This is a genomic window from Bosea beijingensis (assembly GCF_030758975.1).
Classification (GTDB): Bacteria; Pseudomonadota; Alphaproteobacteria; order Rhizobiales; family Beijerinckiaceae; genus Allobosea; species Allobosea beijingensis.
The window spans coordinates 3770250-3796365 of the sequence record NZ_CP132359.1; the positions used below are offsets into that span (position 1 = coordinate 3770250).

Here is a 26116-nt window from a genome sequence, read left to right on the forward strand (position 1 = left end):
CCTGCTCTGATGCGAGGCTGACGACATGGCGCCGCGCGCAATCTGGAAAGGCGTCTTCAAGGTCGCCGAAGTCACCTGCCCGGTGGCACTCTACACTGCCGCCTCAACCGGCGAGCGCATCTCCTTCCACACTCTGAATCGCAAGACCGGCAACCGAGTGCATCGCCAGTTCATCGATGAGGTCACCGGGAAGCCGGTCGAGAAGGATGATCAGGTCAAGGGCTACGATCGCGGCGATGGCGACTACATCGTGCTCGAGCCGGAGGAGATCGCCGAGGCCACGCCAGAAAGCGACAAGGTCCTCGACGTCGCGACCTTCCTGCCCTGCGACGAGATCGACGACCTGTTCTTCGACCGACCCTATTACGTGACGCCGAGCACGCCGATCGCGACCGAGGCCTTCATCCTGATCCGCGACGTCATGGCGAGCCGCAAGACAGCAGCCCTGGCGCGGACCGTGATCTTCCGGCGGATGCGCTCGATCCTGATACGGCCGCATGAAACCGGCTTGATCGCGACGACGCTCAATTTCGACTACGAGGTCCGCCCGGCGGAAAGCGCCTTCGACGACATCCCGAAGCTAAAGATCGAAGGCGAGATGTTGGAACTCGCCGAGCACATCATCCGCACCAAAGCTGGCCGCTTCGACCCCAAGGCTTTCGACGACCGCTACGAGACTGCGCTGGCAGAACTGGTCAAGGCGAAGATCGAAGGACGCAAGATCAAGCCGGTGAAGCGGCCGGAGCCGGCGAAGGTGGTCAATCTTCTCGATGCTCTCAGACAGAGCGCCAAGAGCAGTCAAGGCGATGGCAAATCGGCTGACAAACCCGCCAAGAAGCGAAAATCCGCCCGCAAGACGGCCGCGAAGACCGAACCACAGCGGAAGGCGAGCTGATCACTTCCGCGGTTCGAGGCTGCGCTTGAGCGCATCCATGATGCTGATGACATTGCCCTCGCTGGCGGCAGGCTTGGTTTTCCGGGCCGGCTTGCGGCCTTTCTGCTTGGCCTTGATGAGATCGAGCAGTTCGTCCTGGACAGGGTCCTGCGCAAGCTCCGGCGACCAGTCCTTCGTGCGCGAGGTGATCAGCTTCTCCATGAGCGCGCGCATGTTGGGCTCGCACTTCGCCTTCCTGATATCAGCGAAATAATCCTTCTCGTCGCGGACCTCGTCGCCATAGCGCAAGGTCCATAACACAATGCCCCTGTCGCGCGGCTCCAACAGGACGGCCCGCTCGCGCCGGTAAAGCACGACGCGGGAGATGCCAACCGTCTTCGTCGCCTTCATCGCCTCGCGGATGACCGAAAACGCCTCGTCGCCGATCTTGCCGTCCGGCACGAGGTAATGCGGCGTGTCGTACCAGATCCAGCCGACGGAGGAGCGCGGCGCGAACAGCTCGATATCGATCGTGCGCGTGCTCTCCAGCGCGACGGCGTCGAGCTCGTCATCCTCGAGCATGACGTAGTCGTCATCCCCCTTGGGGTAGCCCTTGACCTCGTCGGCATCGGCGACCGGCTTGCCGGTGACGGCGTCGACGAAGCGGCTCTGGATGCGGTGCCCTGTCTTGCGGTTGAGCGTGTGAAAGCGGACCTTCTCGCTTTCGGAGCGCGCTGGCGTCATCGCGACGGGGCAAGTCACGAGCGAGAGTTTGAGATAGCCTTTCCAGAATGTTCGCTGCGCCATGGAAGCCTCTCCCATCGGACGCGAAACGCATCGACGGCCGATCCGTTCCGATGCTGCGAAGCGCCAGTGCCAGTCAGGAGCGGCCGAGCTTTTTGATCGCCTCCGCCAAGGGCCGCTCGGCTTCGTCATAATCCGCCCAGGCCTTGCTTGCCGCCAGCAGCTTCGGAACTGTGCGGATGGTATAGCGGGCGGGATCTAGGCCCGTTTTCACCTGCGGCCAGGTCAACGGCATCGAGGCATGCGCTCCCGGTCGGGCGCGGGGCGACAAGGGTGCGACCGCCGTCGCCATACGGTCGTTGCGGAGATAATCGAGGAAGATGCGCCCCTGGCGCAGGCGCTTGGCCATGTTGACGACATAAAGCTCGGGCTCGGCGGCAGCGATCTCCGCGCAGACGCGGCGCGCGAAATCCTTGGCTGCCGGCCAGTCCGGGCCGCCCCGGCGGGGCTTTTCCAGCGGCGTCACGACATGCAGCCCCTTGCCGCCGGTGGTCTTGCAGAAACTGACGAGGCCGAGAGCATCAAGCCGCTCCTTCATCGTCTTGGCCGCCGCGATCACGGCGTCGAAAGGAACGCCCGGTCCAGGATCGAGATCGAAGACCAGCCGCCCGGGAATTTCCGGCTCCCCCGGCCGGCAGTTCCATGGATGCAGCTCGATCCCGCCGATCTGGGCGGTTGCGATCAAAGCCTCGATCCGGTCGATCTGGAGATAGGATTTCTTGTCGCCGGATATCTTCGCGAGTTCGAACAGGCTCGACGTGCCGAGGCCGGCATGGCGCTGGAAGAAGACCTCGCCCTCGATCCCATCGGGTGCCCGCAATAGCGAACAGGGCCGGCCCTGGATATGCGGCAGCAGCCAGGGCCCGACGGCTTCGAAATAGTGTGCGAGGTCGAGCTTCGTGACGGGCTTGCCATCCTCGGCATCGGGCCAGAGCGGCTTGTCGGGCTTGGACAGGGGCACGCCCAGGATATCGATCCGTCCGCCACGTCGCGGCGCGGGCTTGGGCGGTTCTGTTTTCTCTGGTGGCGCCGGCAAATCGGTCTCGACCTCCGCCGCCGGCTTGTCCTCTCGCAAGTCTTTGAAGGCGGCCTGCCGAACCATGCCGTCCCCGGTCCAGCCGGCAAATTCGATCTCGGCGACGAGGACGGGCTCGACCCAATGCACCCCCGGAGCTCGCCGGGGCGCGCCCTTACCGGTGAAGGGGGAGGTCTTGGCCTCGCGTTCTTTCAGGTGCGGCAGCAGCTTCTCGACCGTGGCCGCGCCATAGCCCGTGCCGACCCGGCCGATATAGATGAAATGCGGACCGCGATGGACGCCGACAAGCAGCGAGCGGAATTTACCGGCCGTGGTCGCCCAGCCGCCGATGACGACCTCATGGCCCGCACGGCATTTCGCCTTGGTCCAGCTATCGCTGCGCCCGGAAACATAAGGCACGTCGCCGCGCTTCGAGACGATGCCTTCGAGCGAGAGGCGGCAGGCGGATTTCAGAACGGCGTCGCCGCCGGTTTCGAAATGCTCGACATAGCGCAAGGTGACGCTATCGGCCGCGTCGTCCAGCAGCGCCTCCAGCCTTTGCTTGCGGGCGAGAAGAGGTTGCTCGCGCCAATCCTCACCGTCGAGGAACAGCAAATCGAAGGCGAAGAAGACGAGGTTTTCGGTTTGCTCCTCGGATAGCGCCGCCTGCAAAGCGGCGAAATCCGGCGCGCCACGGTCGTCGAGCGCGACGATCTCGCCGTCGATGACGCAGTCCGGCAGGCCCTTGAACGCCTTGGCCACGGCCCCGAACCTCTTCGTCCAGTCGAGCCCCTTGCGCGTCTTCAATGTGACCTTGCCGGCAGCAACACGCGCCTGGATGCGATAGCCGTCGAATTTGATCTCATGGACCCAGCCGCTGCCCGCCGGCGGCCGCTCGACGCTCCGGCAGAGCTGAGGTGCGATGAAATCCGGCAGGTCGGCCGCTGCAGCGCGGCGCGCTTTCGGGGTTCGGCTTGCAGCACTGGCTTGTGCCGGCTTGCCGTCGCGCGCCTGCGCCGCCAGGCCCTGTTTGTTGTCCCAGACGGCATCGGCCTCGACGGCCTGCTCGCCCATCAGGAAAGGCTTGGGCGACCGGCCGCGCCCGGCCGCGATCGCCTTCATCGTCCGACCTGAGGCCACCGAGGCATCGGTTTTCAGGACCGCATCACCATCGGAATCGACCGCGTGGTCGTCGCGATGCTTGATCAGGAGCCAGTTGGTGCGCTTGCCGCCGTCGCGGTCATGCTTCATGCGCACCAGTACGAAGCTACCCTGCAGCCGCTTGCCATCTAGCGTGAACTTGAGGTCGCCCTTTTCGAGCTGACGCTGGGCGCTGAGCTTGCCCTCCGGCTTCCAGTAGCCACGATCCCAAAGCTGGACGGTGCCGCCGCCATATTGGCCCTTCGGGATCGTCCCTTCGAAATCGCCATAGGCGAGCGGGTGGTCTTCGACCTCGACGGCGAGGCGCTTGTCGCCGGGGTCAAGCGACGGCCCCCTGGTCACGGCCCAGGACTTGAAGACCCCGTCCAGCTCCAGGCGCAGGTCGTAATGCAGCCGCGTCGCATCATGCTTCTGGATGACGAAGCGCAGCCGGTTTGAAGGAGCCACCGCGATCGCGTCGCTCGGCTCCTTCGTCTTCTCGAAATCGCGCTTGGCGCGATAGGCTTGCAGCTTGCCGGCCAAGGGCCTGCCCTCGTCTTGGGGTTGGCTCAGATGATCGGCCGGCCGCCGGTGACCGCGATGGTCGCGCCCGAGACATAGCTGGAGAGCGGATCGGCCAGCATGACATAGGCCGTCGCCAGTTCGGCTGGCTGGCCGGGGCGCTGCATCGGGACCTGCTTGCCGAATTGGCTGACGCTCTCAGGCGGCAGGGTCGACGGAATCAAAGGCGTCCAGATCGGCCCCGGCGCGACCGCATTGGCGCGGATATCCTTGTCGGCGAGCAGTTGTGCGAGCCCGCCGGTGAAATTCTGGATGGCGCCCTTGGTCGCCGCATAGGCGAGCAGGCTTGGATTCGGCTTGTCCGCGTTCACCGAGGCCGTGTTGATGATGCAGGAGCCCGGCTTCATATGGGGAACGGCGGCCTTCGTCAGGTAGAACATCGCGTGGATGTTTACCGCGAAGGTAAGCTGCCATTCTTCGTCCGAAATCTCGTCGATGGTGTCGAAGCTCGCCTGATGCGCGGCGTTGTTGACGAGGATGTCGATGCAGCCGAACTCATCGAGGGCCCGCCTGACGATGGCACGGCAATGGGCGGGGTGCTGGATATCGCCGGGCATCAGCACAGCCTTCTGCCCGGCCTTCGTAATCCAGTCGGCCGTCTCGGCCGCATCCTCGTCCTCGTTGAGATAGGAGACCAGAACATCCGCCCCCTCGCGCGCGAAGGCGATGGCGACGGCCCTGCCGATGCCGCTGTCGCCGCCGGTGATGACGGCGCGCTTGCCCCTGAGCCTCCCCGAGCCGACATAGCTCGTCTCGCCATGATCGGGCCGCGGCGTCATCGCGGCGGTCTTGCCCGGCATGGGCTGTCGCTGTTCCGGGAAGGGTGGCTCGAAACGCGCGGTCATGGCGACTCTCCTGCTTGCGGAAGCCGGTCGAGCCTCCGTCCGGTGTTGTCAGTGCTTGGAGGCGTGCTCCGGTTTGCCCTCGCGCTTGGTCGAAGCCATCTTCTCCAGCTCGGTCTCGCTCATCGATTTCTCCATCGATTTCGAGGCGCCCTTGAGCTCGCTCTTCTTCATGTCGCCGCGCTTGGCCGCCAATGCGGCGCCCGCGGCCTTCTGCTGTGCGGCTGATTTTGCAGGCATGGTCTCCTCCTTCACTGGGATGAACGGGTGACGGCCTCGATCTTGTTGCCGTCTGGATCGAACACGAACGCCCCGAAATAATGGGCGTCGTATTCGGAACGCAGGCCAGGCGGCCCGGCATCATGGCCGCCATGGGCGAGTGCGGTGCGGTGGAAGGTCTCGACGAGCTCGCGCCGGCCGACCGCGAACGCGACATGCATGCCGTTGCCGCGCGTCGCCGGGCGGCCATCGAGCGGAGTCTCGATGCTGAACAGGATGCTCGCCACGCCGTAATCGGCCGAGTGCTCGTCGTTGTGCAGCAGCCGCAAGCCGATGCAGCCGAGGACATTGTCGTAGAAGGCTCGGGCACGCGCGATATCGTTGGTACCGACGGAGACGTGGTCGATCATCGCCCCGCTCCATCGCGAGCGGCCAGCACGTCATGGAACTCCGGGTGCCGATGCGCCCAGTCAGCGACGAAGCTGCAGGCGGGCACGAGGCGCTGCCCGCGCTCACGCGCCAGGCGGAAGACTCCCTCGACAAGGCGCTCGCCGATGCCGCGTCCGCGAAAGGCCGCGGGCACCTCGGTATGGGAGACGACCAGGTAGTCGTCGAGCCTGCGATAAACGGCAAAGGCCTCGCCGCCCGGAAAACTCATGACGAAGCGATTTTCGGCCGGATGATCGGCGATCGCCCATTTCGGTTGGTCGAGCACCTGCATGGCCTTTCCTATCTCGATGGGGCTGATAGCGAGTCGAACACGCCGGCCGGCAGCAGGTTCCCGCTCGCCGGCTCGAACTGCGCGAGGTCGAGCAGCTCGCGCAGGCGAAGAATCTCGAAACGACGGTGGCGCACCGCCGCTGTCTGTTCCAAAAGTTTCGGCTCTCATTCGCCGACACCCGCCGCAGGCTTGTCGTCCGGCTTTACCCGCGGCTTGTCGGCGTCTCCGGTGTCCTTCTCGGGATCGGGATCAATTGAGACCTTCGTGGTGGCGTCCTTGCCCTGATCGCCTTGGATCGATTTGACGCGTTGCTGCTCTTCAGGGCTGAGCTTGTTGCCATCGCCGTCACGCATGGGTGCCTCGCATCTGGAATGCCCCCCGAGGTGAACGGGCTTCCGCCCCAGCGGTTCCGGTCTCACTCGCTGCTCGGCGCGATTTTCTCCGTTTGCTGCGGTTAGGAACCAATCCGCTCCGACGACTGTTTGCCTGTCACTTTCGCTCATCAGCAGGAGGGGCTCATGGACAGCATCATTTACCTCGTCGGTCTCGTGGTGGTCATCATGGCCATCCTGTCGTTCCTCGGCCTTCGATAGGAGTTCGCCATGTCCATGTCTGGAACGGACGTCGTCGTCGCCCCCGTCACCGTCAACAAGGAGAATCGCTCCTATGTACAATGGGGACCGATCATCGGCGGCGCGGTGATCGCGACCGCCATCTCCACCATCATGACGGTTTTCGGCTCGGCGATCGGCCTGTCGATGGTCTCCGCCGATTTCGAGAAGAGTTCGAGCGCGACCGCCCTGGCGATTGCCGGTGCCCTCTGGGCGCTCTGGGTCATGGTATCCGCGACGGTGGCGGGAGGCTACCTCGCCGGGCGCATGCGCCAGCCGAGCTTCGATGCCAATGGCGAAGAGCGAAAGGTGCGCGACGCAACGCATGGCCTGCTCGTCTGGGCGACCGGAGCGCTTCTGATCACCATCGTCGCGACATCCTCGCTCTTCAGTGCGGCAAAGACGGCGGCCAGCGGCGTGGCCAGCGCAAGCTCCGGGGTAGCCACCCTGGTTTCCCAGAACGTCGATCCAATGGCGATGGCGCTGGACAACATCATGCGCGCCAACGGCCAGCAGCCGCCGACCGCCCAGGAACGCGATGAAGCCTCCCGGATCTTCGTCAGCGCCCTCGCGAATGGCAGGATCGAACAGGGTGATCGGGACTATCTCGCCTCGCGACTGGCCGCCCGCTCCGGGATCAGCGAGCAGGATGCGCAGAAGCGGATCGACGACGCCTATGCGCGGATTTCGCAGGCCAAGGAGACCGCCAAGCAAGCGGCCGAGCGTGCCCGCAAGACCGCGGTACTGACGGCGTTCCTGACGGCCGCAGCACTGCTCGTTGGCGCCGCGGCGGCCTCGTGGGCCGCCACATTGGGCGGGGAACATCGGGACGAGAACCTCCGGGTCGAACCGACCCTCTGAACGGCTCCTCGATCAGGCAAGCCACCCTCGGCCCGCCGCGGCGGGCCGAGTCTTTTCATCTCACCCGAACGGATCGCAGCGCGTCGGCGTTTCTCCAGCATCACGATCGGAAAGGACATGCGATGAATGAGGAGCAACCCAAGAGAAAGGGCAGCACGAACGGCCCGACGGAACCCAATCAGCGGCCGCCCGAGCGACGCGAAGGCCCTGCGAAAGAGGCTGTGAAAGGACCGGCTGTGATTTCGGAGGGGAATGCCACACAGCGGGAGCGCGACGATCGCCGGAAACGAGAAAGGTAAGATCGAGGCCGGTCGGTAAGGCCGGCTTCGCGTAGCGGAGAGGGCCTCGACCTCCAGCGACATGATGATGGCGAGCGCGTTATTCCGCGGCTTCGGACCTGTGCTGCTTCGCTTCTGCCGCGGGAACCAGCAGCTTCGCCCGATTGCCCTCGATCGCGACGATCAGCCCGATATCGAGATAGTAGTGCGTGCCTCCGGATGACGGGTCTGACTTCTTGAGCTTGAGGAGCGTTCCGGACACCGCGTCGACCGTGCCGACATGCACGCCGTCCGAACCCACGATCTCACGACCTTCTCGAACCTGTTCGATGAATCATGGCGATCTCCTTTGCTGGAATCGCGGCCCCTCCATCGCGGCTCTCCGAGCAATGACGGTCCGCTCCCTTCGAAACCGGCCCTTTGCCGCGTAGATCAGGAGAGCTGTGGCCGTGAAAAGGCCGCGAGCCCCTTGCCGTCGATGACTTCGATCCGCGCCCGCGACGAGCGGATCAGACGCTCACCTTCGAGAACATGGAGCGCGACCGTCACGCCGGAGCGGCGCACGCCCAGCGTATGGGCGAGATCGTGATGAGTGATCGGAATGATGTCGCTCGCCAGGGTCTCGCCGCAGCGGGTGATCCAATGCGCAACGCGCCGCTCCAGCGACAGCGCCACCGTGCGAGCCGCTTCATCGAGATATCGGCCAGCAGCCCGCAGGGCATGGAACATCAGCCGCTCGCGCAATCCGCCATCCTCGCGCAGGAGACGCCGCAAGGTTTGAGGAGCGACGCAGATGAAACTGCCGGATTTCAGAACCTTCGCGGACATGTCTGCGAACTCCGGAGCGAAGAGCTTCTGGATGCCGATCGCATCGCCACGACTACCGAAGCCGATCTGGAACCTCGCCTGCCCGCGCTGGAGCACCAGGGTCGCAATACCGTCGATCGGGAAATAGATTGCGTCGGCGAGCGGAAGCTCCGCGCCGGCCTCGAAGCGGATACGCCGGGCAACCGGCCCCAGCAACTCATCCAGGCTTCGTTGCCGCGTATCGTCAATCTCGGCGTTTCGGGGGCTTTCCCGATAGCGAGCATTCATGGGCGCCTCCGTTGGGAAGCGGCAGCGTCACCTGAACCAGACCCGATGGCACTAACATGGGTTAGATGACGAGAACCGCGCGGCTGCTCATCCCGGCCGCCCTCGCGATGGCTGATCAACGCAGCGCGAAACGAATAGGTTCAGTCGTCCCGGTCGAAGCTTTCGGAAAGATCGAGACGCAACGCATAGACGGTCTTTCCGTCGCGGTTGCGGACCGATACGCTGATCGGCCGGCTGCCGCCATCATCGGTATAGTCCCGGATCATGTCGCGGACCGCCCGCCGGGCTTCGGCACAGGCGCGGTTATAGGAGGCGAACTCAGTCCCGATGCCATCCCGGACGTCGAGCATCCCGTCAAAGGTATCGATGAAATAGCGTGTCATGGTGCAGCTCCTGCACCTGTCTTGCGCCTCAGCGCGGTTCCTGGGTCAGGTTCAGATAAGTCTTGTCGAAGTCGCCCAGAGCGACCAACCGATCGAAGTCAATGATTTCGACCTGTTCGCCATTCCAGTCAACCACGCCGAGCCCGCGCAGCTCCTGGAGCGTCCGGTTCACGTGCACGGCCGACAGCCCGACGACATCCGCCAACTCGGCTTGCGTGAGGCGGAAGGGAAAGCTGTGGCCCGATACCAGGCCGACGATCTCCATCCGGGTCCAGAGCTCGCAAAAAAGATGAGCCATATGCTGCATGGCCGTGCTGCGGCCGAGACAGGCGATCCAGGCGCGCTGGATGGCGCCGTCGATTGTTGTCATCAGCCAGAACAGGCGCCCAAGATGCGGAGAGGCATCGATGATGCGCCGGATTTCGGCATGGGGCACGAAAATGGCGGCAACCTCGGTCAGGGCGACGACAGCGTGGTCCATCCGCTTGAGCACGAAGCTATGCAGATCCACGAAATCGCCGGCGACGTGCAGGGCGCTGATCTGCCGCTTGCCCTCGGCCGTGACCATCTCGCGACCGGAAATGCCCTGGACCATCAGGCAGCTTTCGCCGGGCTGCGTCTTGGCCCGCACGATCTCCTGCCCGCGCCGGAAGCCCTGGACGCGCAGTTGTGCTGATGACAGCAACGCCAGCTCGTCGGGCGACAACCGGTCGCGCCGCTCCAAGGTTCGAATAAACGGTCGCAGCCTGTTCATCGCACTTCCAATTCGGCGAATTCCGGCGGCGTGAACGACGCTGCCGTGAATCTCCGTATGGACGCAAAAAGCCGGCTGGGGATTTACCTATGTTAGTGGATGGCGCCGTCTTCACAGGTGTCGGAAGGCGCACCGGAGCGGCTGCGAACGAAACCGGCGCGGGCGCGTTGCCGGGGAACGAGCACCTGTGGGAGCGCCGTTTCATGCGAAAGGAAGATCGGCAGGACAAGAAGGTCCGGATCGGGCTGTCCGGCTGGACCTATGCGCCCTGGCGCGGGCATTTCTACCCGAAAGGGCTGGTGCAGAAGCGCGAGCTTTCCTACGCAGCCGATCAGTTCCCGGCGCTGGAGGTCAACGGTACCTTCTATGGCCTGCAGAAGCCCGAGGTTTTCGGGCGCTGGAAAGAGGCTGTGCCCGACGACTTCGTCTTTGCGATCAAGGGCTCGCGCTACATTACCCATGTGCTGCGGCTCCGGGATGTCGAGACGCCGCTGAGCAATTTCCTGGCATCCGGCCTGCTCCGCCTCGGCTCCAAGCTCGGGCCGCTGCTCTGGCAGTTTCCGCCGAGCTTTCGTTTCGATGCCGCGCTCATGGAAAAGTTTCTGAAGCTGCTTCCCAAAGATACGCAGGAAGCCGCTACACGCGCCAAGCGGCACGACGAGCATCTTGATGGCCGGGCCTGGGTCGAAACCGATAAGAAGCGCCCGCTACGGCATGCGGTCGAGATTCGACATGACAGCTTTCGCGATCCCGCTTTCATCGATCTGCTGCGCCGCTATGGAATCGCGCTCGTCTGCGCCGACACAGCCGACTGGCCGTTGCTGATGGATCTGACCGCCGACTTTGCCTATTGCCGGCTACACGGCTCCAAGGAGCTCTATCGGTCTCGTTATGACGAAGCTGACCTGGAGCGCTGGGCTGCGCGCATTCGTGCCTGGCGTTCAGGGCAACCGATGCGGGACGGCGATTTCGCCGCAGATCAGAAGAGCGCCACCGATCAGCCACGCGACATCTACCTGTTCTTCGACAACACCGACAAGCGACATGCACCGCAGGACGCGGCTGTCTTGATGCGCATGCTCGGCATCGCCTGGCCCGAAGCGGCAAAGCCCAAGGCAGCATAACGGGCTTCAGTCGCCGGCTCCGTGCAGAAGCCGGTGCGCCGCCGGGTCACTAAGCTGCGCCAGGGCGAATGTCAGCGCGGCCTGCACGGCAAGATGCGCCAACGCCGCCGGCGCAAGTTGCCCGAATTCACAATGGAGGCTCGAAGCATTCCCGGCCGCGGCGAGGCCGACGAACACCCGCCCGATGGGATTGCCATCCTCGTCGGGCTCGGCACCGGTAACCCCGGTGATCGCCAGCGCCAGATCGGCACCGCCGCGCTCAAGCGCGCCCCTGGCCATCGCCTCGGCGACATCGGCATGAACGGCCGTGCATGCGGCGAGCAGCCCCGGCGATACGCCGACCAACTGGGTTTTCGTAGACTTGGTGTAGGTGACGAAGCCGCCTGCCAGGACGGCGGCCGCTCCAACCGCTCGCGACAGGCGATGCGCGAGCATCCCGGCTGTGCAGGATTCGGCTGTGACCAAGCGAAGTCCACGGTTTGCCGCCAGCCCGATGAGCCGATCGGCCAGTGTTTCGATCTCCTCGAACCGAGCGTCACTACCTGTTCAAGATTGATGCTCTCTGACATAGCGATGGTCCGTATGGCGGCCGGCATAGTCGCGGTCGATCTCGTCGATCAGCCGATCGCCGCCATCCCGGTCGACCTTTCGCAGGATCGCATCGAGCTTGGCCTCCATGCGGTCGTCGCCCTCCTTCGATTGTGGCGAGCCGACATGCAGGAGCATCGCGAGCCCGGCGACCTGCCAGATCAACTGCAGAAATTCGGACTGCCAGTTCTCCAGTGTGTCCCGCATCATCTCGATAAAATAGCCGTTGAACTCGGCGTTTTGGCCAAGAGCACCCTGTTCCTGCGCGTAGGCGAACCAGCCGAAAATCCAGTGGCCGACAAGGCTGATCAGGAAAAAGCCGCCCGTGACCCAGACAAAGCCGTAGCGCGACCAGATCGTGCGTCCCATCTCGCATTCCTTGCCTGCGGCAAACCGCCTGGCCGCTTGCCGTACCCTCCCTGCCGACAACGTGCCGCATCGCCGGCAGGGTGGCACCCAGCCTTAAGGCCAGATGCCGGCAATGGTTACGCCGCCTGCTTGTTGACGGAGGTCATGCCGAGCTTCGTGAGAAGCTGATCGGTCTTCTCCTCCTCAGTGAGCGTCTGATCGAGGAGCTTGACGGCATCCTTCAGCCCAAGTTGCTGCGCCCAGGCCTTGAGCGTGCCGTAGCGTGCGATCTCGTAATGCTCGACGGCCTGGGCCGCGGCGACTAGGCCGGCATCAAGGGCCGGGCTGCCTTCGAATTCCTCGATGATGCCCTTGCCTTCCTCGATGATTCCGAGAATGGCGTCGCAAGTCTTGCCACGCGGCGCCTTGCCGATGGCCTCGAAGATTTCGGTCAGGCGCTCGACATGGCCCTCGGTCTGCTCGCGATGAGTCTCGAAGGCCTGCTTGAGCTCCGGCGCGTTCGCTGCCTTCGCCATCTTCGGCAGCGCCTTCAGGATCTGCTTTTCAGCGTAATAGATGTCCTTCAGCGTATCGAGGAAGAGATCGTCGAGGGTTTTCGGTTCGCTCGGCATGATGGTCTCCTGATCCATGAATTGCGGACGAAGCCCCGCCTTGCGGCGGGGCCCGAAGCGAGGCTGCTAGACGACCGGCGGCCGATAAGGCGCCGCGGTCTCGTCGAAGCGCGACCAGCCGCCAGCGCGGTATTCGGCGAGCCTCTCGTCGCGATTGATGGGTGTCGCGCCATCGAGAATGGCCTGGACGGCGGGGACATCTTCGTCGGCGGTCCGCACCGAGACGACCGTTCCACCACGCCGCACCGTCTCCGCATAGTAATTGGCATCTTCCTCGCTATGTCCGGCACTGGTGAAGGCACCGATCAGGCCACCGGCTGCCCCGCCGGCAACGGCGCCGGCCGCTGTCGCAGCGAGCCAGCCGGCTGCGACCACGGGGCCGATACCGGGAATGGCGATCATGCCGATGCCGGCGAGCAGGCCGGCTGCGCCGCCGAGAGCCGCACCGATGCCGGCGCCCTCCCCGGCATTGCTGTCGTCGACCGACGCATGGCGGCCGACCACGCTGATATCAGCGGAACTCACGCCTTCGGCTTCCAGCGCTTCCACGACGGAGCGGGCGGTTTCGTAGCTGTCATAGGAACGGGTGAGTGTCTGGGTCATCTCGCTCTTCCTTTCGATTACTGGCGGGTGATGTTGCCGCGATAGTCGACGCTGACATTGACCTGGGCGCCGCCATGCGTGGCCATCCCCCGCCAGACGCCGTTGTCATCCTTCTTCAGGCCGGTGACCTGCGAATAGCCGTTGGCTTCGAGGCGGCTTTTCGCCTGGCCTTCGGTGAAGCTGTTCGCGCCAGGCAGCGGTGCATTCTTGTCCGCTTCCGCACCGGGCGCCGGCTTCGGCGAGGTCGTGGAGGTCTGCGCGAACGCGCCGAACGAGGTCATCGCTGCCAGAAGCGACGTGAGCACGAGCTTTCTCATCATGATGTCCCTGAATGGAGAGCGGCTGGCGCCGCGGGATGCTCAATCGAACATCATCGCGAGCAATTCTGTTCCGGCCTGGCGCAGCAGGTCAGCATGGCCACGCTCCTAATGCATTGATTTGCAACGAGAAACCAGCGCTCATCCGAGCCGGCGCGCTAGATATGTTCACTGATGGTTTTGTACGCTCGCGTACATCATCCAAATCCCAGGAACGGGGGCGGAACACAATGGTTGTGGCCCTCGCCCTATGGAGGGCCATGGCAGGGTCGATCTCCGGCCCATCATATCCTCCGAAACCGGGGAGCGACGGGTTCTCTCCAATCACGCGCGCTAGCTGCGGCGCCACTAACATATGATAACGAAACTTGACTGGCGCGGACCTACAAAAATCCATGCCGTTCAGTTTCGCATCACCTGAGGATCTGGTTCGTCTTGAGCGCGCGCTTGAACGAGCATGGGCGATCGTCGAGGCAAGACACGGCCACGATCCGCTGAAAGCCCCGGGTGAGAGGGAGCGGCTCGCCTACATCGTCGCAACGCTGTGGCGCCAGGGTGAGCAGGAAGATATTCCAGCCAAGGCGGCGGAACAGTTCCAGACGACCGCTCCGCTTCTGCCGCCGCTCAGAACACCAAATAACGAGCCGTCTCCATAAGGAGGTCGCCTACGCCAATGTATTCCAATCCAATCGCATGGTGACCGCTGGCCCGCAGGGAACTGCATCATGCTGTCTTCTGTTGTGATGGGAGACTGGGGGTTAATCGGGAGATTGACCTATGAAGAAGACCGTACTTGCTGCTGCTGTCGTGCTAACCTCGACGATGGCATTCGCCCAGAATCCTGAAGGCGCACGTGGGGGCGCTGCGGCGGGCGCCGCGACTGGCGCGGTTGGCGGAGCGATTGTGGGTGGTCCGGTCGGAGCCGTAGTGGGCGGCGTTGGAGGCGCCGTCGTCGGGGGCATCGCCGGCGACGCCACACCTCGTTTCAAGACCTATGTCCAAGCCCACGAAGTGCCGTCGTACACCTATCGCGAGGACGTGCGCGTCGGTGCGGTGCTCCCTGAGAGCGGGGTGACGTATCGCGAAGTCCCGACCGAGTTCGGTTCGCACGGCTATCGCTATACCGTGGTGAACGATCGGACTGTCATCGTCGAGCCGAAGACGCGCAAGATCATTCAGGTCATCGAATAACGACGCCGGATTCACGGCTCAAGCTCATCATGTGAACCCCGTCGGAGATCCCGGCGGGGTTCTTCTGTGCTGGATGCGATGGAAGTCAGCGGGCAGAACGTGGAGGACGAAGCGGCGGAGGGGGCTAGTGCGCCGTCAGCGTCATGATCTTGTGCCAGATCTTCCCGGGTGAGCGAGCCTGATAATCCTTCCAGCGATCGTGATCCCCGACCGCCCATATCGACGAGGCGGCTGTTGGCGATGGCGACGCGGTGGGGATAGCGGGTGAGGGTGAGATAAACCCGAAAGGCCTCGGCGCCATCGAAAGGGCGGTGGCGTAGAGGACCTAGTTTGCCCGCCAAGACGGCACCAGCATGGCGGGAAGGCGTCGGCTTCGGCGAGTAGAGCGAGGTCGCTATGGGGGGCAAGCCGCTCAGACACATGCAAAGCGGCAAGACCTGTGAGGGGAAGGCTGCTTAACAGGCGCGAGAGCACGCACGGGCAAGACGAAGCCGGGTCGGAGGAAATTCAGCGCGCGCCGTCCGGTTACAGGCCGCTACCGGCACGATCGTCTGGAGATGGTGAGTTATCGCCGATCACCATGCGCACAATATGTCGGTGAAGCCGATGTCCTTGCCGTCGTCAGAGGACGCTAGATGCACTATTAATACGGATCGCCATATAGCATTGAACCATACGAACTCGATCCCTGTTCGACGACGGGGAAACCGTTCGTTCAACGGGTGGATAACGACCGACATAAAAACAGGCTCCAGCTCGTATTGCGCATGAAGGAACACTCTGGCCAAGAAGGACGTTACTTAGTCTAAACCGGAGGGTGCGATGCGAACTCGCCTGATTATCCTGGCCACATCTATCGCCCTGATTGGCGGGGCGGCAGCTCAGGCGATCCATCCACCGACAAGAGAGGGCTTCGGCGCCAAGCCGGATTCCGCTGAATCACAACGGGAGCGCATCCCGGAGCCTCCCGGCGCAAATCGGCCTGAAGCTCAGGGCGGGGCCAATTCCCAGCAGAACCGCGAATACGGGAAAGAAACCCAGCCGCGGAAGAAGGGGCTCGAAGAAGGGCTACCTCGCGGCGCTGCTCCATAGTCCCGACCAGGTTCCCCGGCTAGAACTGGATCTTGTTCGCGTCCATCTCGATCACGACAACCAAGCCTGGCGGTAGCCAGGCGAAATGGGTTTGCGCGCCCAGCTGAGACCTCAGTGCTCGATCGACAAGTTCGCTGCCAAAACCTCGCTTCAGCGGCTCGCCGACCACCAGCGGCCCACCAGTTTCCGCCCAGCGCAGAATGACGGTCTCGCCCGATATGCGTGCATCGATTTCGACCGACCCTGCTGGACTCGACAGGGCACCGTGCTTGACTGCATTCGTCGCCAGCTCGTGAAGAACCAGAGCGATTGCCGTTGAGGCGGAACGGCCGACCTCGATGTGATCTCCAGCGACCGTCATGCGTGGGTTTAAACCAGAGTTATATGGCGCCACCAGCCTGCCCATGAGGTCCAGCAGATTGTCCGCTGGCCTTTTGCCGCTCTGATCGAGAACGATGCCGTGGGCTCGGTTCAAGGCTCGAATTCGTCCAACGATCTCCTCCGCAAATTTTGCGGATGCAGGCTCCGCGCGCGCCGCCATCGAGATCAGGCTGCCGATCACCGCGAAGATGTTTCCGATGCGGTGCTGCAATTCGCGGGCGATCAGCTCTCGCTGTTCTTCGGCAATACGCCGCGCTGTGATGTCGATATGCGCACCGACCAGCTTGATCGGCTTGCCCAGTTCATCGCGCTGGATTTCAGCCTTGGCAAGGATCCAACGAATTTCGCCGTCGGAAGGTCGGATGATCCGGTATTCCGCCTCGTACTCCGTGTCGGCGCCAAAGACGCTTCGATGAAACTGACTGACGACGCGATCCCGGTCTTCCGGATGGATGCGCGCAACCCAAGCCTCATGAGTTTCGTTTGCGGCTTCCGGCGGTAGCCCATGAACAACAAGATACTCAGGCGATCGGCTGTTCCGAAATGCCCCTTCCCGCAGGTCGACTTCAAGGCCGCCGATCTGTCCAATGCGCTGGACGCGAGCGAGTTCTTCCTCGCGCGAGCGTAGCTGCTTTAGTGCCTCGTTGAGCGGCAAGTTTCGGCCCCCAGCCTGACCGCGGAACTATCAGAACAACGATACGTGCATAGGGGCATCTGGTTCCTCGCCGTCGTCATCTTTTTCACGCCCGGTGCAGCAATGTTAGCGATCCGGCGGGAAGTCATTGTCGCTCCATTGTCGGCTCCGACGATGCCGTCATCCAGATTCCACCACCGAGCGAGAGAGCTGCCAAACGCCCGTATGCGAGCTTCAAAAAGGCCCCTTTGTGTCGATCGTGAATTGAAAAGGGAGATGCCGGTTCAGCCGCGGCCTCTATCACCGGGTCGTCTCCGAGGTACCCATACGTGTTCAAGGCCTCGACCGGGAGCAGCCGGTACATCCGCGGCTCGCTCTCCGGTCGAAGGCGAAAGAAGCGAGCCGGCAGGCTGGGGGAATGATGCGCCGGCTCGCTTCTGGTGGTCATCTTGGCAGAGGGTCCACCGCTATCGTCGATGGGTGCAACGACGTAGCAGCTCTTAAACAGGCTCGTGCATCTTGAGTTCCGGCAGATCAAAAATAGTTCGCCGCCGCGCATCACCGCTGCCAGTAGCGCTCCCATGCTCGCTCGGCCAACTCCTCCTCATCGTAGGAAGCATGAGCAAGCGATGCGATGATGAACACAAGACGGGCGTGCTCGCGTTCGCGATCCTCCTCGATGACCAGCCGCTTGATACGACTCCAGGCTATTTCGAAGGCGCCCTGAGCGCGGGCGATGTCGGCGGGGTCGCTGAAGGACGAGAAAGGCATATCGAACTCGGCTAGGCACAACATGCAACCTAGCCGGGCATCAGGGACTCTCAATATCAAATGTTAATGCCCGGCGTCGCGGAATTGCAGGTCGCACGGAAATCCGAGCAGCTTACAACAGAAGCTTTGGCAAGACGTATCCGAGGAATGCGAATGCCAAGATTCCTGCAACCAGGATGAGAACGGCTGCAAGACGATTGAGCTTGGAGCGGGATGCATCCGCCTGCACGAGCAACTTCAGCAACCCGCGCACGGGGCCGATCCGGCGAGGAGCCAGGTAGGCGCCTTCGGCGTCATCGGCGCTCGCGACCCTCTTCATCTCGTCGACGGCAGCCATGCGGACCTCGTAGCGGTTCTCGGGCGGCCGCGGAGACCGTTCCCTCCATTCAATGGAGTCGCGAACGGTCCGTAGGCGGTTTCGTTCCTGCGATCGCTGTCGTCATTCATCGCGATCCCCGGAACGAACCCCGGACTGTCCGGTTCAAGAGCCATGTCCCACCTGACAATCCGTAACGAGCAGGACCTCCAAGCGGCTCTGCGGCGCGCACAGGACCTCATCGGCTGTATGGGCAGCGACAAGGAGCACGAGCTTGCCGAGCTGGAGGAAGCTCTTGACCTTTATGCCTGCTTGCTATGGGCGGAGGCTCATATCGCAAATGACAACAAGCCGAGCGATTGATCCTGCTGGCCTCTAGCGCCCCTGCAGAGTGAAGCCTCGGAAATCGACATAAGCGACGGCTTGAATTCTGCCTGAGCCTTTTCACGAGCCGCCTCGGCACGGGCCGGATCGATCGGGTCGATTGCAAAGGGCATGGCTTCCCTCGGCGCGGCGGCGCCTTCGATCCTCAGTCGTTCATGCCGCCAGCAGGCATCGCCCTTCTGAGCTCCCCTCCCCGCGATCCGGCCCTTGGCGACGATGGGCTGATGCGGACTTTGGGCCGATACGACATCTCCGGGCGCTCGCCGCCGCCCGACGGAACAGACATCCAAAAGGAACTTCGGGCAATGCTCTCTGTTTTGCTTGGAACCGTGCCGCTGGGGGATCCATACGGCGCTACCTCCCAACGAGATCGATGTCTCGCGTGCGCTGTCCAATGCTCTGGAGCGCCTGATGCCCGACACCGTCTCCGATTTCGTTTGGGCCCGACTCCACCAATGGGGTGTCAGACGCGTCTACGGTTATCCGGGCGATGGTATCGGTGGATTGATCTCCGCCCTGCAGAGGCGCGAAAAGGATATCGAGTTCGTCCAGGCTCGGCATGAGGAAATGGCGAGCCTGATGGCGTCGGGCGAGACGCGCTTCACGGGAAAGGTCGCGGTCTGCATCGCGACCTCGGGGCCCGGCGCGGGACACCTTCTCAACGGTCTTTATGATGCGCGGCTCGATCACCGGCCGGTTGTCGCGCTGGTCGGACAACAGGCTCGCTCGGCGATCGGCTCGCATTATCAGCAGGACCTCGATTTGCAATCGCTCTTCAAGGATGTTGCTGGCGCCTATGTCGAGACCGCATCCGTGCCGGCGCAGGTACCGCATCTGATCGATCGCGCGTTCCGGATCGCGCAGGCAGAGCGGCGCGTGACCTGCGTCATTCTGCCAAACGACCTCCAGCTCGAAGCCATGGAAGAGCCGGCTCGGGAGCACGGCATGACGCATTCCGGTGTCGGCATCGACATCTCCCCGGTGGTTCCTGCCGAGCCGGCGCTGCAGCGTGCGGCCGATGTGCTCAATGCAGGCGAAAAGGTCGCAATCCTGGTCGGAGCCGGCGCGCTCGGCGCGACCGATGCCGTGCTCGCCACCGCCGAGAAGCTGAAAGCGGGAGTTGCAAAGGCGCTGCTGGGGAAAGCTGTGGTGCCGGACGATGTATCGTTCTGCACCGGCTCGATCGGGCTGCTCGGCACAAAGGCCAGTTGGGACTTGATGCAGGACTGCGACACGCTGCTGATGGTCGGTTCGGGCTTTCCATACACCGAGTTTCTGCCGAAGCCGGGACAAGCCCGCGGTGTCCAGATCGACATCGACGCAGGCATGCTGGGCCTCCGGTATCCGATGGAGGTCAATCTCATCGGTGACGCGGCGGCAACGCTGCAAGCTCTCCTCCCGCTGCTGAAGCCAAAGGCGGGGGGCGAATGGCGAGCGACGATCGAGGCGAATGTCAGCGAAGCCTGGCAGGAAGCCAGGGACAGCGCGCTGGTCGAAGCCTCGCCGATCAATCCGCAGCGTGTTGCATCGGAGTTATCGGACCGCCTGCCTGACCACTGCATCGTCACCGCCGACAGTGGGACGACCACCGTTTGGTACGCCCGGCATCTCCGATTCCGGCGTGGGATGATGGGGTCCGCTTCCGGCACTCTCGCTACGATGGGCTGTGCCGTTCCCTATGCCATCGCCGCCAAGTTCGCGCACCCTGATCGGCCTGCGATTGCGCTGGCGGGCGATGGCGCCATGCAGATGAACGGCATGTCCGAGCTGGTGACCATCGCCAAATATTGGAAGCGATGGTCCGATCCGCGCTTGATCGTCATGGTGCTGAACAACCGCGAATTGGCCTATGTGACCTGGGAAGAGCGCATTCAAGCCGGCGATCCGAAATGGCCGACAAGCCAGGATCTCCCGGACATCCCCTACGCCGATATCGCGAAGCTCATGGGACTGGGCGGTCGCCGCGTTGACGATCCCGAGCAGGTCGGTCCGGCCTGGGACGAGGCACTCTCGGCCGATCGACCCTTCGTTCTGGACATCGTGACCGACCCGAACGTCCCGCCGCTGCCGCCCCATATCACCTTCGCTCAGGCACGAGGCTTCGCCGGCGCCTTGGCTAGCGGGGACCCCGAGGCCGGCAATGTGGTGACGAGCACCGCTCGCTCCCTCCTCGCAACGCTTCTGCCATCACGGAATGGCCGCTGAAACATGGCTGCAAGCCGTTGTAATCACCAGCCTTAAACAAAGATTGGATCTGCAGATGTCGCTCACGATCCTGGCTCTCAATTGCACCCTGAAGCCTGATGGCACGTCCTCGACCCAGCGCATCCTGGAACTGGCTTTGGGGGAGTTTCCGGACGACTGCGAGCGCGAGATCGTTCGTGTCGCCGCACTCGACATCAAGCCAGGCGTTTCTTCGGATGAAGGCGATGGCGACGACTGGCCCGCGCTCAGACGCAAGATCGACGCTTGCGACATTCTCCTGATCGGCAGCCCTATCTGGCTGGGGCAGCCGTCAAGCGTGGCCAAACGCGTACTGGAACGCATGGATGCCTTTCTCGACGAAGCGGATGATCAGAACCGAACGCCTGCCTATGGCAAGGTCGCAGCCATCGCCGTCGTCGGGAACGAGGACGGAGCCCATCACGTCTCCGCCGAAATCGGCCAGGCATTGTTCGATGTCGGGTTCACGATCGCCGCGGGAGGCCCGACCTACTGGGTCGGCGAAGCGATGGGCAGCGTGAATTTCGTCGACCTCGATCAGGTTCCCGAAACGACAGCGAAGACCAACCGCATGCTCGCCCGCAATGCGGCCCATCTTGCCGGGTTGCTCAAGCGGCATGCCTATCCCGGCTATTGAGCGCGACCTCGCGACCTTCACTCCAGGAGCCGGGCTCGCCGCTCGCGCCATGTCGCGGAGGTCTGCGGCTTCACGAAGACCGAGACGATGTCCGAGCGGCGTTTTCGGAGCTTTGTTTCGATGCGCTCGACGCAATCCTCGATATCGGCGGTGGAGCGATCGTCCTTGAATTCAAGGCTCAGAGCCACGACGATCTGGTCCGGGCCAAGATGAACCGTGATCATGCCGTTGACCCGCTCGACATCGGGATCGCCATCGATGGCCGCTCTGATCTCCTCCTGCACCTGCGGCAGCGCAGCTTCTCCAATGAGCAGGGCCTTGCTCTCCCGCGCCAGGAGTATCGCCGTGGCGGCAAGGATGATGCCGATCAGGATCGAGGCGACCCCGTCGAGCTCGGGGCGCTCGAAATAGGCTGCTGCGGTGATGCCGATGAAGGCGATGAGCAGGCCCAATAGGGCTGCCGTATCCTCGAACAGCACCGTGAAGACGCTGGGATCCTTGCTTTGCCGCACGGCCGCGAAATAGCTCAGGGTACCCTTGGCGGCCTTGAACTCTTTCAACGCGACCCGCCAGGAATAGCCCTCGAACAGAGCCGAGAGGCCGAGCACCACATAGTTCGCGGTTAGGCTCGTCGCAGGATGTGGCGAGATGACATGGGCGATGCCTTCATAGAGCGAGACGCCTGCGCCGACAGCGAAGACCAGCAGCGCAACGATGAAGCTCCAGAAATAGAGTTCGCGGCCGTGCCCGAAGGGATGTGTGAGATCAGGCGGTCGGGCCGCCCGGTGCAGCCCGTAAAGCAGAAGTGCGCCATTGCCGGTGTCGACGAGGGAATGGATTCCTTCCGACAGCATGGCCGAGCTACCCGTCCAGGCTGCAGCGATGAACTTCGTCGCTGCGATCAGGAGATTTCCAACCAGCGCCGCATAGATGACCGTTCGTGATCCCGCATGCGCCGCCATTGGTTCTCTCCGCCTGGGCGCAACGAGCAATGCCCACGGGAGTTCCGGTACGGCTATGGCGTGCTTAGTCGGTGGACTTTCCGTTGGTGCTGTCGCGAGCGGATGAGGCCCTCTTACAGAAATCCTCGCGGATGAGGGCGAGGTCCTTCTCGTCGAGCTCCTCGAGGTCGAGCAATTCTTCGCGGGCACCTTCAAATCGCAGAATAAGCTCGTCGAGCTTGATCTGCATCGCAGCCGTGTCGCGGTTCTGGCTATTCTGGATGATGAAGACCATCAGGAAGGTGATGATCGTCGTGGAGGTGTTGATGACGAGCTGCCAGGTGTCGTTGAAGCCGAATATCGGTCCTGACGCAGCCCAGATCACGATCAGAGTCACGGCACCGAAGAAGGTGATCGGCTTGCCGGTCCAGGACGCGACCGACTGGGCCATACGCGTGAACAAGGAAGCCTTGTTGCCCTTGTGAATGATATGATCGTAGCTCGACATGACGCACCTCGGTCCCGCATTGCCTTCGCCCCGGCAAAGCCCTGAACCGCCCGGCCATTCGCGAGTTCCACGAGAGATAAGATCGAGGAGCCTTGCAGCGATCGAACTGGTTCGGCGCGCTGGCTGCTGGCAGCGATCTCATGATCTGGATTAACGGATGGGCGGCGAACTCAGTGACGTTCGGATCATGGAGGGGGACGATGGTCGGGGTGCAATCGTATCGTTTCCCTTTGATGCCGCATTCGTCGAGCGCTTCCGCATGGCATTTCCGCGCGCTCGCTGGAGCGACCGGCATCGGGCCTGGCGACTGCCGGGCACGACGGCCGCTCGACGCGTCACGCGTTGGCTTGACCGTGAACTCCCGGCAACGTTCACCAATGCCGATGAGCGCGGGCGGGATTCCTTCTCTTTCGAGCCCATCGTCAGCCCCTATCTTAGTACCGATAGCGAAATCATCGTTAGGACGCCCTATTCGCGCACCGTGGTCGCGGAATTGCGGGCCGTGCCCTGGGCTTGGTGGCATGGTGAGGACAAGGCCTGGCACATCCCCTTCCGATCCGTCGACGCGCTGCGTGAGCGACGGGCTGTTATCGAAGCGGCAGCTCAGCGCAACGAGCCAGAGGCGCGGAAGATGCGAAGCGCCGCTGCGAAATCCGCTCCCGAATATGAAGGCGCCAAAGCCAGGACGAACGAGCGGCGGCGGCAGCGTTATCCCGTTCCCGCCACCGCTTTGCCTCCGTTGGACAGGGTCCTGATGTCCCATGAGGGACCGCTCGTGGTTATGGACGTCACCGGTGAGATCGTGCCAGCCGAGATCGCCCGACAGCACTATCCTTGGGGCGAGCTCCGGCGCGACGACCTGATCTGGGCACTATGGCGCCGCCCCACGCATGATGAGCTGATCAAGGCTTGGCCAGCTCGTCACCAGCCCGCCGCCGATGATTTCGCACAAGGTTGGTGGCAGCCGACTCTTTCCGAACTGCGCGATGCCAGAAGGGCCGCCCGCTCTCTCGAACGCGCTCTGGAGACGCGCAAGCAAGGGCGTTCTACCCCGGGCAAGGGAGCTAGAGATCGGAGCCCATGAGAATAGCGACCTTCAACATCAATGGCATCAATGGTCGCCTTCCCGTCCTCCTCCGGTGGTTGAGCGAGACCCAGCCGGACATCGCCTGCCTGCAGGAGCTGAAGGCTACGCAGGACAGGTTTCCGGAATCAGCGATCCGAGACGCCGGCTACGGCTGCATCTGGGCGGGCCAGAAGAGTTGGAACGGCGTCGCCATCCTGGCACGCGGCAGCGATCCCATCGAGACCCGCCGCAGCCTGCCCGGCCATGCGGGCGACCAACAGAGCCGTTATATCGAAGCCGCCGTGCAAGGCGTGCTGATCGGTTGTCTCTACCTTCCGAACGGAAATCCGGCGCCAGGCCCGAAACTCGCGTACAAGCTGGACTGGCTCGCACGCCTCGCAGACCACGCCGCAGAGCTACTGGCGCATCGCGTTCCGGTCGCGCTCATTGGTGACTTCAATGTCATTCCGACCGAGCGAGACGTCTACAAGCCCGAGCGCTGGCTGGGCGATGCTCTATTTCGTCCCGAGGTCCGGCGCGCCTTCGAGGCGCTTCTCGCGCAAGGCTGGACGGACGCATTGCGCAAGCTTCACCCCGAAGACCGCATCTACACATTCTGGGATTATTTCAGAAACGCATGGGGACGCGATGCCGGCCTACGCCTTGACCATCTGCTTCTGAGCCCGGATCTGGTCGCGCGTCTGGAAGCGGCGGGTGTCGATCGCCACGTGCGTGGCTGGGACAAGGCCAGCGACCATGCCCCCGCCTGGATTCGACTCGCGGCCATAGCGCTGCAGTAGCGAGGGGTATCCTACCGACGTCGGAATTTCGCCTCGTTGTCTTTTTCGCAGCCTCCATCCGGCCTCTCCCATCCGAAGACGCTTCGGCCGCCGTACTCCGGCGAGCGTCGGCGCTCCTCGGCGACATACTCGACGAGCGTCGGACCTGTCGCACTCTGTTCCAGCCGGCGACTCTCGCCGTCCAGCCGCGCGATCGCGGCAAGGCGATCCTCCTGACCGAGCTTCGCCCGGTCGACGGCCGAACGAAGGACACCGATCGTCTGATCATAGACCTTGGTCGGTACGGCGAAGGGCTGGCGATCCTTGCCGCCATGCGCGAGCGAAAAGCGCGCGGGATCACTGAAACGGCATGGCGCACCATGCAGCACTTCCGCGACCATCGCGAGAGAGCGTACGGTACGAGCACCAATGCCGGGCACGAGCAGAAGCTCGGAAAAATCGCTCGGGCCCCGGTCGGCCGCGGCGGCAAGCGCACCATGAAGGCGGCGCGCCATGACGTCTTTGGGCTTCACATCATGATGCGAAGGCATCACGAGATGCGGCAGGGTTAGTTGCGGAGCCACTTGATCGGCGCAAGCGCGCTTCGGTTGGAGCGCAGCTAGCTCTCTGACGATCGCATCAGGCCCTTCGTCGCGAAGCATCGCGACCTGCGCCGTACGGGCACGATCCGCGCGTGCATCCGTCAGGTTGACGATATTACCGGTGCTACGGCCCTCGATCGCCGCATGAGGCGCCTCGACGAAGCTGCCGAGCCCCTCGGAATGCCAGTGATAACGCCGCGCCATCCCGCCATCGCCATTCATGCCCTGCTGCACGACCGTCCAGTGCCCGTCATCCGTCACGAAGAAGCCGTGCAGGTAGAGGTCGAAGCCGTCCTGCACCGCGGCGCTGTCGACCTTCGCGACGAGCCGGCTCGCCTGAGCCAGCGCCGCTCCGTCGAACCCGACCTTCCCACCGATCTGCTCCAGCTCCGCCGGGGTGCGGCGGGACTGGTTGCCGCGTCCGCCGCAGACATGGAGCCCGAGCTCGCCGGCGAGCGGCGTCAGGCCGCGCTTCAAAGCCCCGATCACGCTGGTCGTGATGCCCGAGGAGTGCCAGTCCATTCCCATGATCGCGCCGAAGGACTGGAACCAGAAGGGATGCGCGAGCCGCCGGAGTAACTCGTCGCGACCGTAGTGCTGGATGATCGCCTCGCAGATCACGCTGCCCAGCCTGGCCATGCGCTCGCCCAGCCAGGGCGGAACGCGGCCGTAATGCAGGGGAAGATCAGCGCTGCCTGATCGGCGTGTCATGAAGTTCCGGAACAAATAAAGAACGATCAGTCGGTATAGGCTCTCGCAGGCTCTCGCGCCAGCCTGAATTCAGCCCGACGGCTTCGATG

General features: G+C 63.3%; 32 protein-coding genes. 10 read left to right on the plus strand and 22 right to left on the minus strand.

The window, feature by feature from the left end:
- Positions 1 to 25: 25 nt before the first annotated feature.
- Positions 26 to 895, plus strand: a complete 870-nt coding sequence (gene ku / locus Q9235_RS17960; RefSeq protein ID WP_306223177.1) for a non-homologous end joining protein Ku — start codon at positions 26 to 28, stop codon at positions 893 to 895.
- Here ku (Q9235_RS17960) and ku (Q9235_RS17965) read toward each other — a convergent pair whose 3' ends face one another.
- From ku (Q9235_RS17965) to Q9235_RS17995, 7 genes are all read right to left on the minus strand, one after another.
- On the minus strand, positions 896 to 1681 hold the full coding sequence (ku, locus tag Q9235_RS17965; RefSeq protein WP_061966381.1) for a non-homologous end joining protein Ku: 786 nt from the start codon (positions 1679 to 1681) through the stop codon (positions 896 to 898).
- 73 nt (positions 1682 to 1754) lie between these two features.
- Positions 1755 to 4376: a DNA ligase D gene (gene ligD, locus Q9235_RS17970; RefSeq protein WP_306223178.1), complete on the minus strand. Its 2622-nt coding sequence runs from the start codon at positions 4374 to 4376 to the stop codon at positions 1755 to 1757.
- 26 nt (positions 4377 to 4402) lie between these two features.
- Entirely contained in the window at positions 4403 to 5260 is an 858-nt protein-coding gene (locus Q9235_RS17975; protein ID WP_061966379.1) for a glucose 1-dehydrogenase, read from the minus strand.
- 48 nt (positions 5261 to 5308) lie between these two features.
- Positions 5309 to 5497 carry a DUF3008 family protein gene (locus tag Q9235_RS17980; RefSeq protein ID WP_061966401.1) on the minus strand — a complete coding sequence of 63 codons (189 nt, stop codon included), beginning with the start codon at positions 5495 to 5497 and terminating at the stop codon, positions 5309 to 5311.
- Positions 5498 to 5508: 11 nt separating this feature from the next.
- Entirely contained in the window at positions 5509 to 5886 is a 378-nt protein-coding gene (locus Q9235_RS17985) for a VOC family protein (protein ID WP_061966378.1), read from the minus strand.
- Positions 5883 to 6197: a GNAT family N-acetyltransferase gene (locus Q9235_RS17990; RefSeq protein ID WP_061966377.1), complete on the minus strand. Its 315-nt coding sequence runs from the start codon at positions 6195 to 6197 to the stop codon at positions 5883 to 5885. The genes Q9235_RS17985 and Q9235_RS17990 overlap by 4 nt, the downstream gene beginning before the upstream one ends.
- Positions 6198 to 6361: 164 nt before the next feature.
- A complete protein-coding gene (locus tag Q9235_RS17995) occupies positions 6362 to 6550 on the minus strand; it encodes a hypothetical protein (RefSeq protein WP_306223179.1) in 189 nt (62 codons plus the stop codon).
- A gap of 249 nt (positions 6551 to 6799) precedes the next feature.
- On the opposite strand from Q9235_RS17995, the gene Q9235_RS18000 reads away from it, so the two are divergent.
- The gene (locus tag Q9235_RS18000) at positions 6800 to 7669 is read left to right on the plus strand and encodes a hypothetical protein (protein ID WP_061966375.1); all 870 of its coding nucleotides are present in this window, start codon (positions 6800 to 6802) and stop codon (positions 7667 to 7669) included.
- A 378-nt stretch (positions 7670 to 8047) separates the two neighbouring features.
- Here Q9235_RS18000 and Q9235_RS18005 read toward each other — a convergent pair whose 3' ends face one another.
- The 4 genes from Q9235_RS18005 to Q9235_RS18020 all read right to left on the minus strand — a co-directional run bounded on the left by Q9235_RS18005 (position 8048) and on the right by Q9235_RS18020 (position 10179).
- Positions 8048 to 8248 carry a DUF2171 domain-containing protein gene (locus Q9235_RS18005; RefSeq protein WP_061966374.1) on the minus strand — a complete coding sequence of 67 codons (201 nt, stop codon included), beginning with the start codon at positions 8246 to 8248 and terminating at the stop codon, positions 8048 to 8050.
- A 131-nt stretch (positions 8249 to 8379) separates the two neighbouring features.
- On the minus strand, positions 8380 to 9042 hold the full coding sequence (locus tag Q9235_RS18010) for a Crp/Fnr family transcriptional regulator (RefSeq protein ID WP_082617294.1): 663 nt from the start codon (positions 9040 to 9042) through the stop codon (positions 8380 to 8382).
- Positions 9043 to 9182: 140 nt separating this feature from the next.
- Positions 9183 to 9425, minus strand: a complete 243-nt coding sequence (locus Q9235_RS18015) for a DUF6894 family protein (protein WP_306223180.1) — start codon at positions 9423 to 9425, stop codon at positions 9183 to 9185.
- 28 nt (positions 9426 to 9453) lie between these two features.
- Positions 9454 to 10179, minus strand: a complete 726-nt coding sequence (locus Q9235_RS18020) for a Crp/Fnr family transcriptional regulator (RefSeq protein ID WP_306223181.1) — start codon at positions 10177 to 10179, stop codon at positions 9454 to 9456.
- Between the two features lie 203 nt (positions 10180 to 10382).
- On the opposite strand from Q9235_RS18020, the gene Q9235_RS18025 reads away from it, so the two are divergent.
- The gene (locus tag Q9235_RS18025; RefSeq protein ID WP_306228330.1) at positions 10383 to 11303 is read left to right on the plus strand and encodes a DUF72 domain-containing protein; all 921 of its coding nucleotides are present in this window, start codon (positions 10383 to 10385) and stop codon (positions 11301 to 11303) included.
- 6 nt (positions 11304 to 11309) lie between these two features.
- Here the strand turns inward: Q9235_RS18025 and Q9235_RS18030 are convergent, their stop codons facing one another.
- The 5 genes from Q9235_RS18030 to Q9235_RS18050 form a co-directional block, all read right to left on the minus strand.
- Positions 11310 to 11768, minus strand: a complete 459-nt coding sequence (locus Q9235_RS18030; protein ID WP_422678210.1) for a CinA family protein — start codon at positions 11766 to 11768, stop codon at positions 11310 to 11312.
- An 81-nt stretch (positions 11769 to 11849) separates the two neighbouring features.
- Positions 11850 to 12260 carry a DUF6766 family protein gene (locus Q9235_RS18035; RefSeq protein ID WP_061966368.1) on the minus strand — a complete coding sequence of 137 codons (411 nt, stop codon included), beginning with the start codon at positions 12258 to 12260 and terminating at the stop codon, positions 11850 to 11852.
- A gap of 116 nt (positions 12261 to 12376) precedes the next feature.
- Entirely contained in the window at positions 12377 to 12871 is a 495-nt protein-coding gene (locus tag Q9235_RS18040) for a YciE/YciF ferroxidase family protein (RefSeq protein WP_061966400.1), read from the minus strand.
- Between the two features lie 66 nt (positions 12872 to 12937).
- A complete protein-coding gene (locus Q9235_RS18045) occupies positions 12938 to 13474 on the minus strand; it encodes a hypothetical protein (RefSeq protein ID WP_061966367.1) in 537 nt (178 codons plus the stop codon).
- Between the two features lie 17 nt (positions 13475 to 13491).
- Positions 13492 to 13779 carry a PepSY domain-containing protein gene (locus tag Q9235_RS18050; protein WP_306223182.1) on the minus strand — a complete coding sequence of 96 codons (288 nt, stop codon included), beginning with the start codon at positions 13777 to 13779 and terminating at the stop codon, positions 13492 to 13494.
- A gap of 380 nt (positions 13780 to 14159) precedes the next feature.
- Here Q9235_RS18050 and Q9235_RS18055 point away from each other — a divergent pair, with 380 nt between their 5' ends.
- Together Q9235_RS18055 and Q9235_RS18060 are read left to right on the plus strand one after the other, a co-directional pair.
- Positions 14160 to 14447: a hypothetical protein gene (locus Q9235_RS18055; RefSeq protein WP_306223183.1), complete on the plus strand. Its 288-nt coding sequence runs from the start codon at positions 14160 to 14162 to the stop codon at positions 14445 to 14447.
- Positions 14448 to 14568: 121 nt separating this feature from the next.
- Positions 14569 to 14982: a DUF1236 domain-containing protein gene (locus tag Q9235_RS18060; RefSeq protein ID WP_061966364.1), complete on the plus strand. Its 414-nt coding sequence runs from the start codon at positions 14569 to 14571 to the stop codon at positions 14980 to 14982.
- Positions 14983 to 16093: 1111 nt separating this feature from the next.
- Here Q9235_RS18060 and Q9235_RS26870 read toward each other — a convergent pair.
- The 3 genes from Q9235_RS26870 to Q9235_RS18085 all read right to left on the minus strand — a co-directional run bounded on the left by Q9235_RS26870 (position 16094) and on the right by Q9235_RS18085 (position 18197).
- Positions 16094 to 17110, minus strand: coding sequence for a PAS domain-containing protein (locus Q9235_RS26870; RefSeq protein WP_422678211.1), 1017 nt, complete (start codon positions 17108 to 17110; stop codon positions 16094 to 16096).
- A gap of 537 nt (positions 17111 to 17647) precedes the next feature.
- Complete coding sequence (locus Q9235_RS18080) at positions 17648 to 17860, minus strand: hypothetical protein (protein ID WP_291653948.1); 213 nt, start codon at positions 17858 to 17860, stop codon at positions 17648 to 17650.
- 112 nt (positions 17861 to 17972) lie between these two features.
- Positions 17973 to 18197, minus strand: a complete 225-nt coding sequence (locus tag Q9235_RS18085; RefSeq protein WP_306223184.1) for a hypothetical protein — start codon at positions 18195 to 18197, stop codon at positions 17973 to 17975.
- Positions 18198 to 18350: 153 nt separating this feature from the next.
- Between Q9235_RS18085 and Q9235_RS18090 the strand changes: the two genes are divergently transcribed.
- The 3 genes from Q9235_RS18090 to Q9235_RS18100 all read left to right on the plus strand — a co-directional run bounded on the left by Q9235_RS18090 (position 18351) and on the right by Q9235_RS18100 (position 21420).
- Complete coding sequence (locus Q9235_RS18090) at positions 18351 to 18539, plus strand: hypothetical protein (RefSeq protein ID WP_291653952.1); 189 nt, start codon at positions 18351 to 18353, stop codon at positions 18537 to 18539.
- A gap of 432 nt (positions 18540 to 18971) precedes the next feature.
- A complete protein-coding gene (locus tag Q9235_RS18095; protein WP_306223185.1) occupies positions 18972 to 20765 on the plus strand; it encodes a thiamine pyrophosphate-requiring protein in 1794 nt (597 codons plus the stop codon).
- A 55-nt stretch (positions 20766 to 20820) separates the two neighbouring features.
- Complete coding sequence (locus Q9235_RS18100; RefSeq protein WP_306228336.1) at positions 20821 to 21420, plus strand: flavodoxin family protein; 600 nt, start codon at positions 20821 to 20823, stop codon at positions 21418 to 21420.
- Between the two features lie 17 nt (positions 21421 to 21437).
- On the opposite strand, the gene Q9235_RS18105 is transcribed toward Q9235_RS18100, so the two are convergent.
- Both Q9235_RS18105 and Q9235_RS18110 read right to left on the minus strand, forming a co-directional pair.
- A complete protein-coding gene (locus Q9235_RS18105; protein WP_306223186.1) occupies positions 21438 to 22382 on the minus strand; it encodes a cation diffusion facilitator family transporter in 945 nt (314 codons plus the stop codon).
- Between the two features lie 64 nt (positions 22383 to 22446).
- Positions 22447 to 22869 carry a low affinity iron permease family protein gene (locus Q9235_RS18110; protein WP_306223187.1) on the minus strand — a complete coding sequence of 141 codons (423 nt, stop codon included), beginning with the start codon at positions 22867 to 22869 and terminating at the stop codon, positions 22447 to 22449.
- A gap of 157 nt (positions 22870 to 23026) precedes the next feature.
- Between Q9235_RS18110 and Q9235_RS18115 the strand changes: the two genes are divergently transcribed.
- The gene (locus Q9235_RS18115; protein WP_306223188.1) at positions 23027 to 23953 is read left to right on the plus strand and encodes a hypothetical protein; all 927 of its coding nucleotides are present in this window, start codon (positions 23027 to 23029) and stop codon (positions 23951 to 23953) included.
- Positions 23950 to 24735: an exodeoxyribonuclease III gene (gene xth / locus Q9235_RS18120; RefSeq protein WP_306223189.1), complete on the plus strand. Its 786-nt coding sequence runs from the start codon at positions 23950 to 23952 to the stop codon at positions 24733 to 24735. Before Q9235_RS18115 ends, xth begins: the two co-directional genes overlap by 4 nt.
- Positions 24736 to 24746: 11 nt before the next feature.
- Here the strand turns inward: xth and Q9235_RS18125 are convergent, their stop codons facing one another.
- Positions 24747 to 26027 carry a DUF763 domain-containing protein gene (locus Q9235_RS18125; RefSeq protein ID WP_306223190.1) on the minus strand — a complete coding sequence of 427 codons (1281 nt, stop codon included), beginning with the start codon at positions 26025 to 26027 and terminating at the stop codon, positions 24747 to 24749.
- Between the last annotated feature and the right edge of the window lie 89 nt (positions 26028 to 26116).

Coding starts and splice junctions, on each gene's coding strand:
- Q9235_RS18085 (WP_306223184.1), bottom strand. CDS start 18,197: ATGGCTGCCGTCGACGAGATGAAGAGGGTCGCGAGCGCCGATGACGCC.
- Q9235_RS18095 (WP_306223185.1), top strand. CDS start 18,972: ATGCCCGACACCGTCTCCGATTTCGTTTGGGCCCGACTCCACCAATGG.
- Q9235_RS18080 (WP_291653948.1), bottom strand. CDS start 17,860: ATGCCTTTCTCGTCCTTCAGCGACCCCGCCGACATCGCCCGCGCTCAG.
- Q9235_RS17975 (WP_061966379.1), bottom strand. CDS start 5,260: ATGACCGCGCGTTTCGAGCCACCCTTCCCGGAACAGCGACAGCCCATG.
- Q9235_RS18015 (WP_306223180.1), bottom strand. CDS start 9,425: ATGACACGCTATTTCATCGATACCTTTGACGGGATGCTCGACGTCCGG.
- Q9235_RS18045 (WP_061966367.1), bottom strand. CDS start 13,474: ATGACCCAGACACTCACCCGTTCCTATGACAGCTACGAAACCGCCCGC.
- Q9235_RS18090 (WP_291653952.1), top strand. CDS start 18,351: ATGTCCCACCTGACAATCCGTAACGAGCAGGACCTCCAAGCGGCTCTG.
- xth (WP_306223189.1), top strand. CDS start 23,950: ATGAGAATAGCGACCTTCAACATCAATGGCATCAATGGTCGCCTTCCC.
- Q9235_RS17985 (WP_061966378.1), bottom strand. CDS start 5,886: ATGATCGACCACGTCTCCGTCGGTACCAACGATATCGCGCGTGCCCGA.
- Q9235_RS18125 (WP_306223190.1), bottom strand. CDS start 26,027: ATGACACGCCGATCAGGCAGCGCTGATCTTCCCCTGCATTACGGCCGC.
- ku (WP_306223177.1), top strand. CDS start 26: ATGGCGCCGCGCGCAATCTGGAAAGGCGTCTTCAAGGTCGCCGAAGTC.
- Q9235_RS18025 (WP_306228330.1), top strand. CDS start 10,383: ATGCGAAAGGAAGATCGGCAGGACAAGAAGGTCCGGATCGGGCTGTCC.
- Q9235_RS17995 (WP_306223179.1), bottom strand. CDS start 6,550: ATGCGTGACGGCGATGGCAACAAGCTCAGCCCTGAAGAGCAGCAACGC.
- Q9235_RS18115 (WP_306223188.1), top strand. CDS start 23,027: ATGGGCGGCGAACTCAGTGACGTTCGGATCATGGAGGGGGACGATGGT.
- ku (WP_061966381.1), bottom strand. CDS start 1,681: ATGGCGCAGCGAACATTCTGGAAAGGCTATCTCAAACTCTCGCTCGTG.
- Q9235_RS18010 (WP_082617294.1), bottom strand. CDS start 9,042: ATGAATGCTCGCTATCGGGAAAGCCCCCGAAACGCCGAGATTGACGAT.
- Q9235_RS17990 (WP_061966377.1), bottom strand. CDS start 6,197: ATGCAGGTGCTCGACCAACCGAAATGGGCGATCGCCGATCATCCGGCC.
- Q9235_RS18110 (WP_306223187.1), bottom strand. CDS start 22,869: ATGTCGAGCTACGATCATATCATTCACAAGGGCAACAAGGCTTCCTTG.
- Q9235_RS18000 (WP_061966375.1), top strand. CDS start 6,800: ATGTCCATGTCTGGAACGGACGTCGTCGTCGCCCCCGTCACCGTCAAC.
- Q9235_RS18020 (WP_306223181.1), bottom strand. CDS start 10,179: ATGAACAGGCTGCGACCGTTTATTCGAACCTTGGAGCGGCGCGACCGG.
- Q9235_RS17980 (WP_061966401.1), bottom strand. CDS start 5,497: ATGCCTGCAAAATCAGCCGCACAGCAGAAGGCCGCGGGCGCCGCATTG.
- Q9235_RS18060 (WP_061966364.1), top strand. CDS start 14,569: ATGAAGAAGACCGTACTTGCTGCTGCTGTCGTGCTAACCTCGACGATG.
- Q9235_RS18100 (WP_306228336.1), top strand. CDS start 20,821: ATGTCGCTCACGATCCTGGCTCTCAATTGCACCCTGAAGCCTGATGGC.
- Q9235_RS18105 (WP_306223186.1), bottom strand. CDS start 22,382: ATGGCGGCGCATGCGGGATCACGAACGGTCATCTATGCGGCGCTGGTT.
- Q9235_RS18040 (WP_061966400.1), bottom strand. CDS start 12,871: ATGCCGAGCGAACCGAAAACCCTCGACGATCTCTTCCTCGATACGCTG.
- Q9235_RS18035 (WP_061966368.1), bottom strand. CDS start 12,260: ATGGGACGCACGATCTGGTCGCGCTACGGCTTTGTCTGGGTCACGGGC.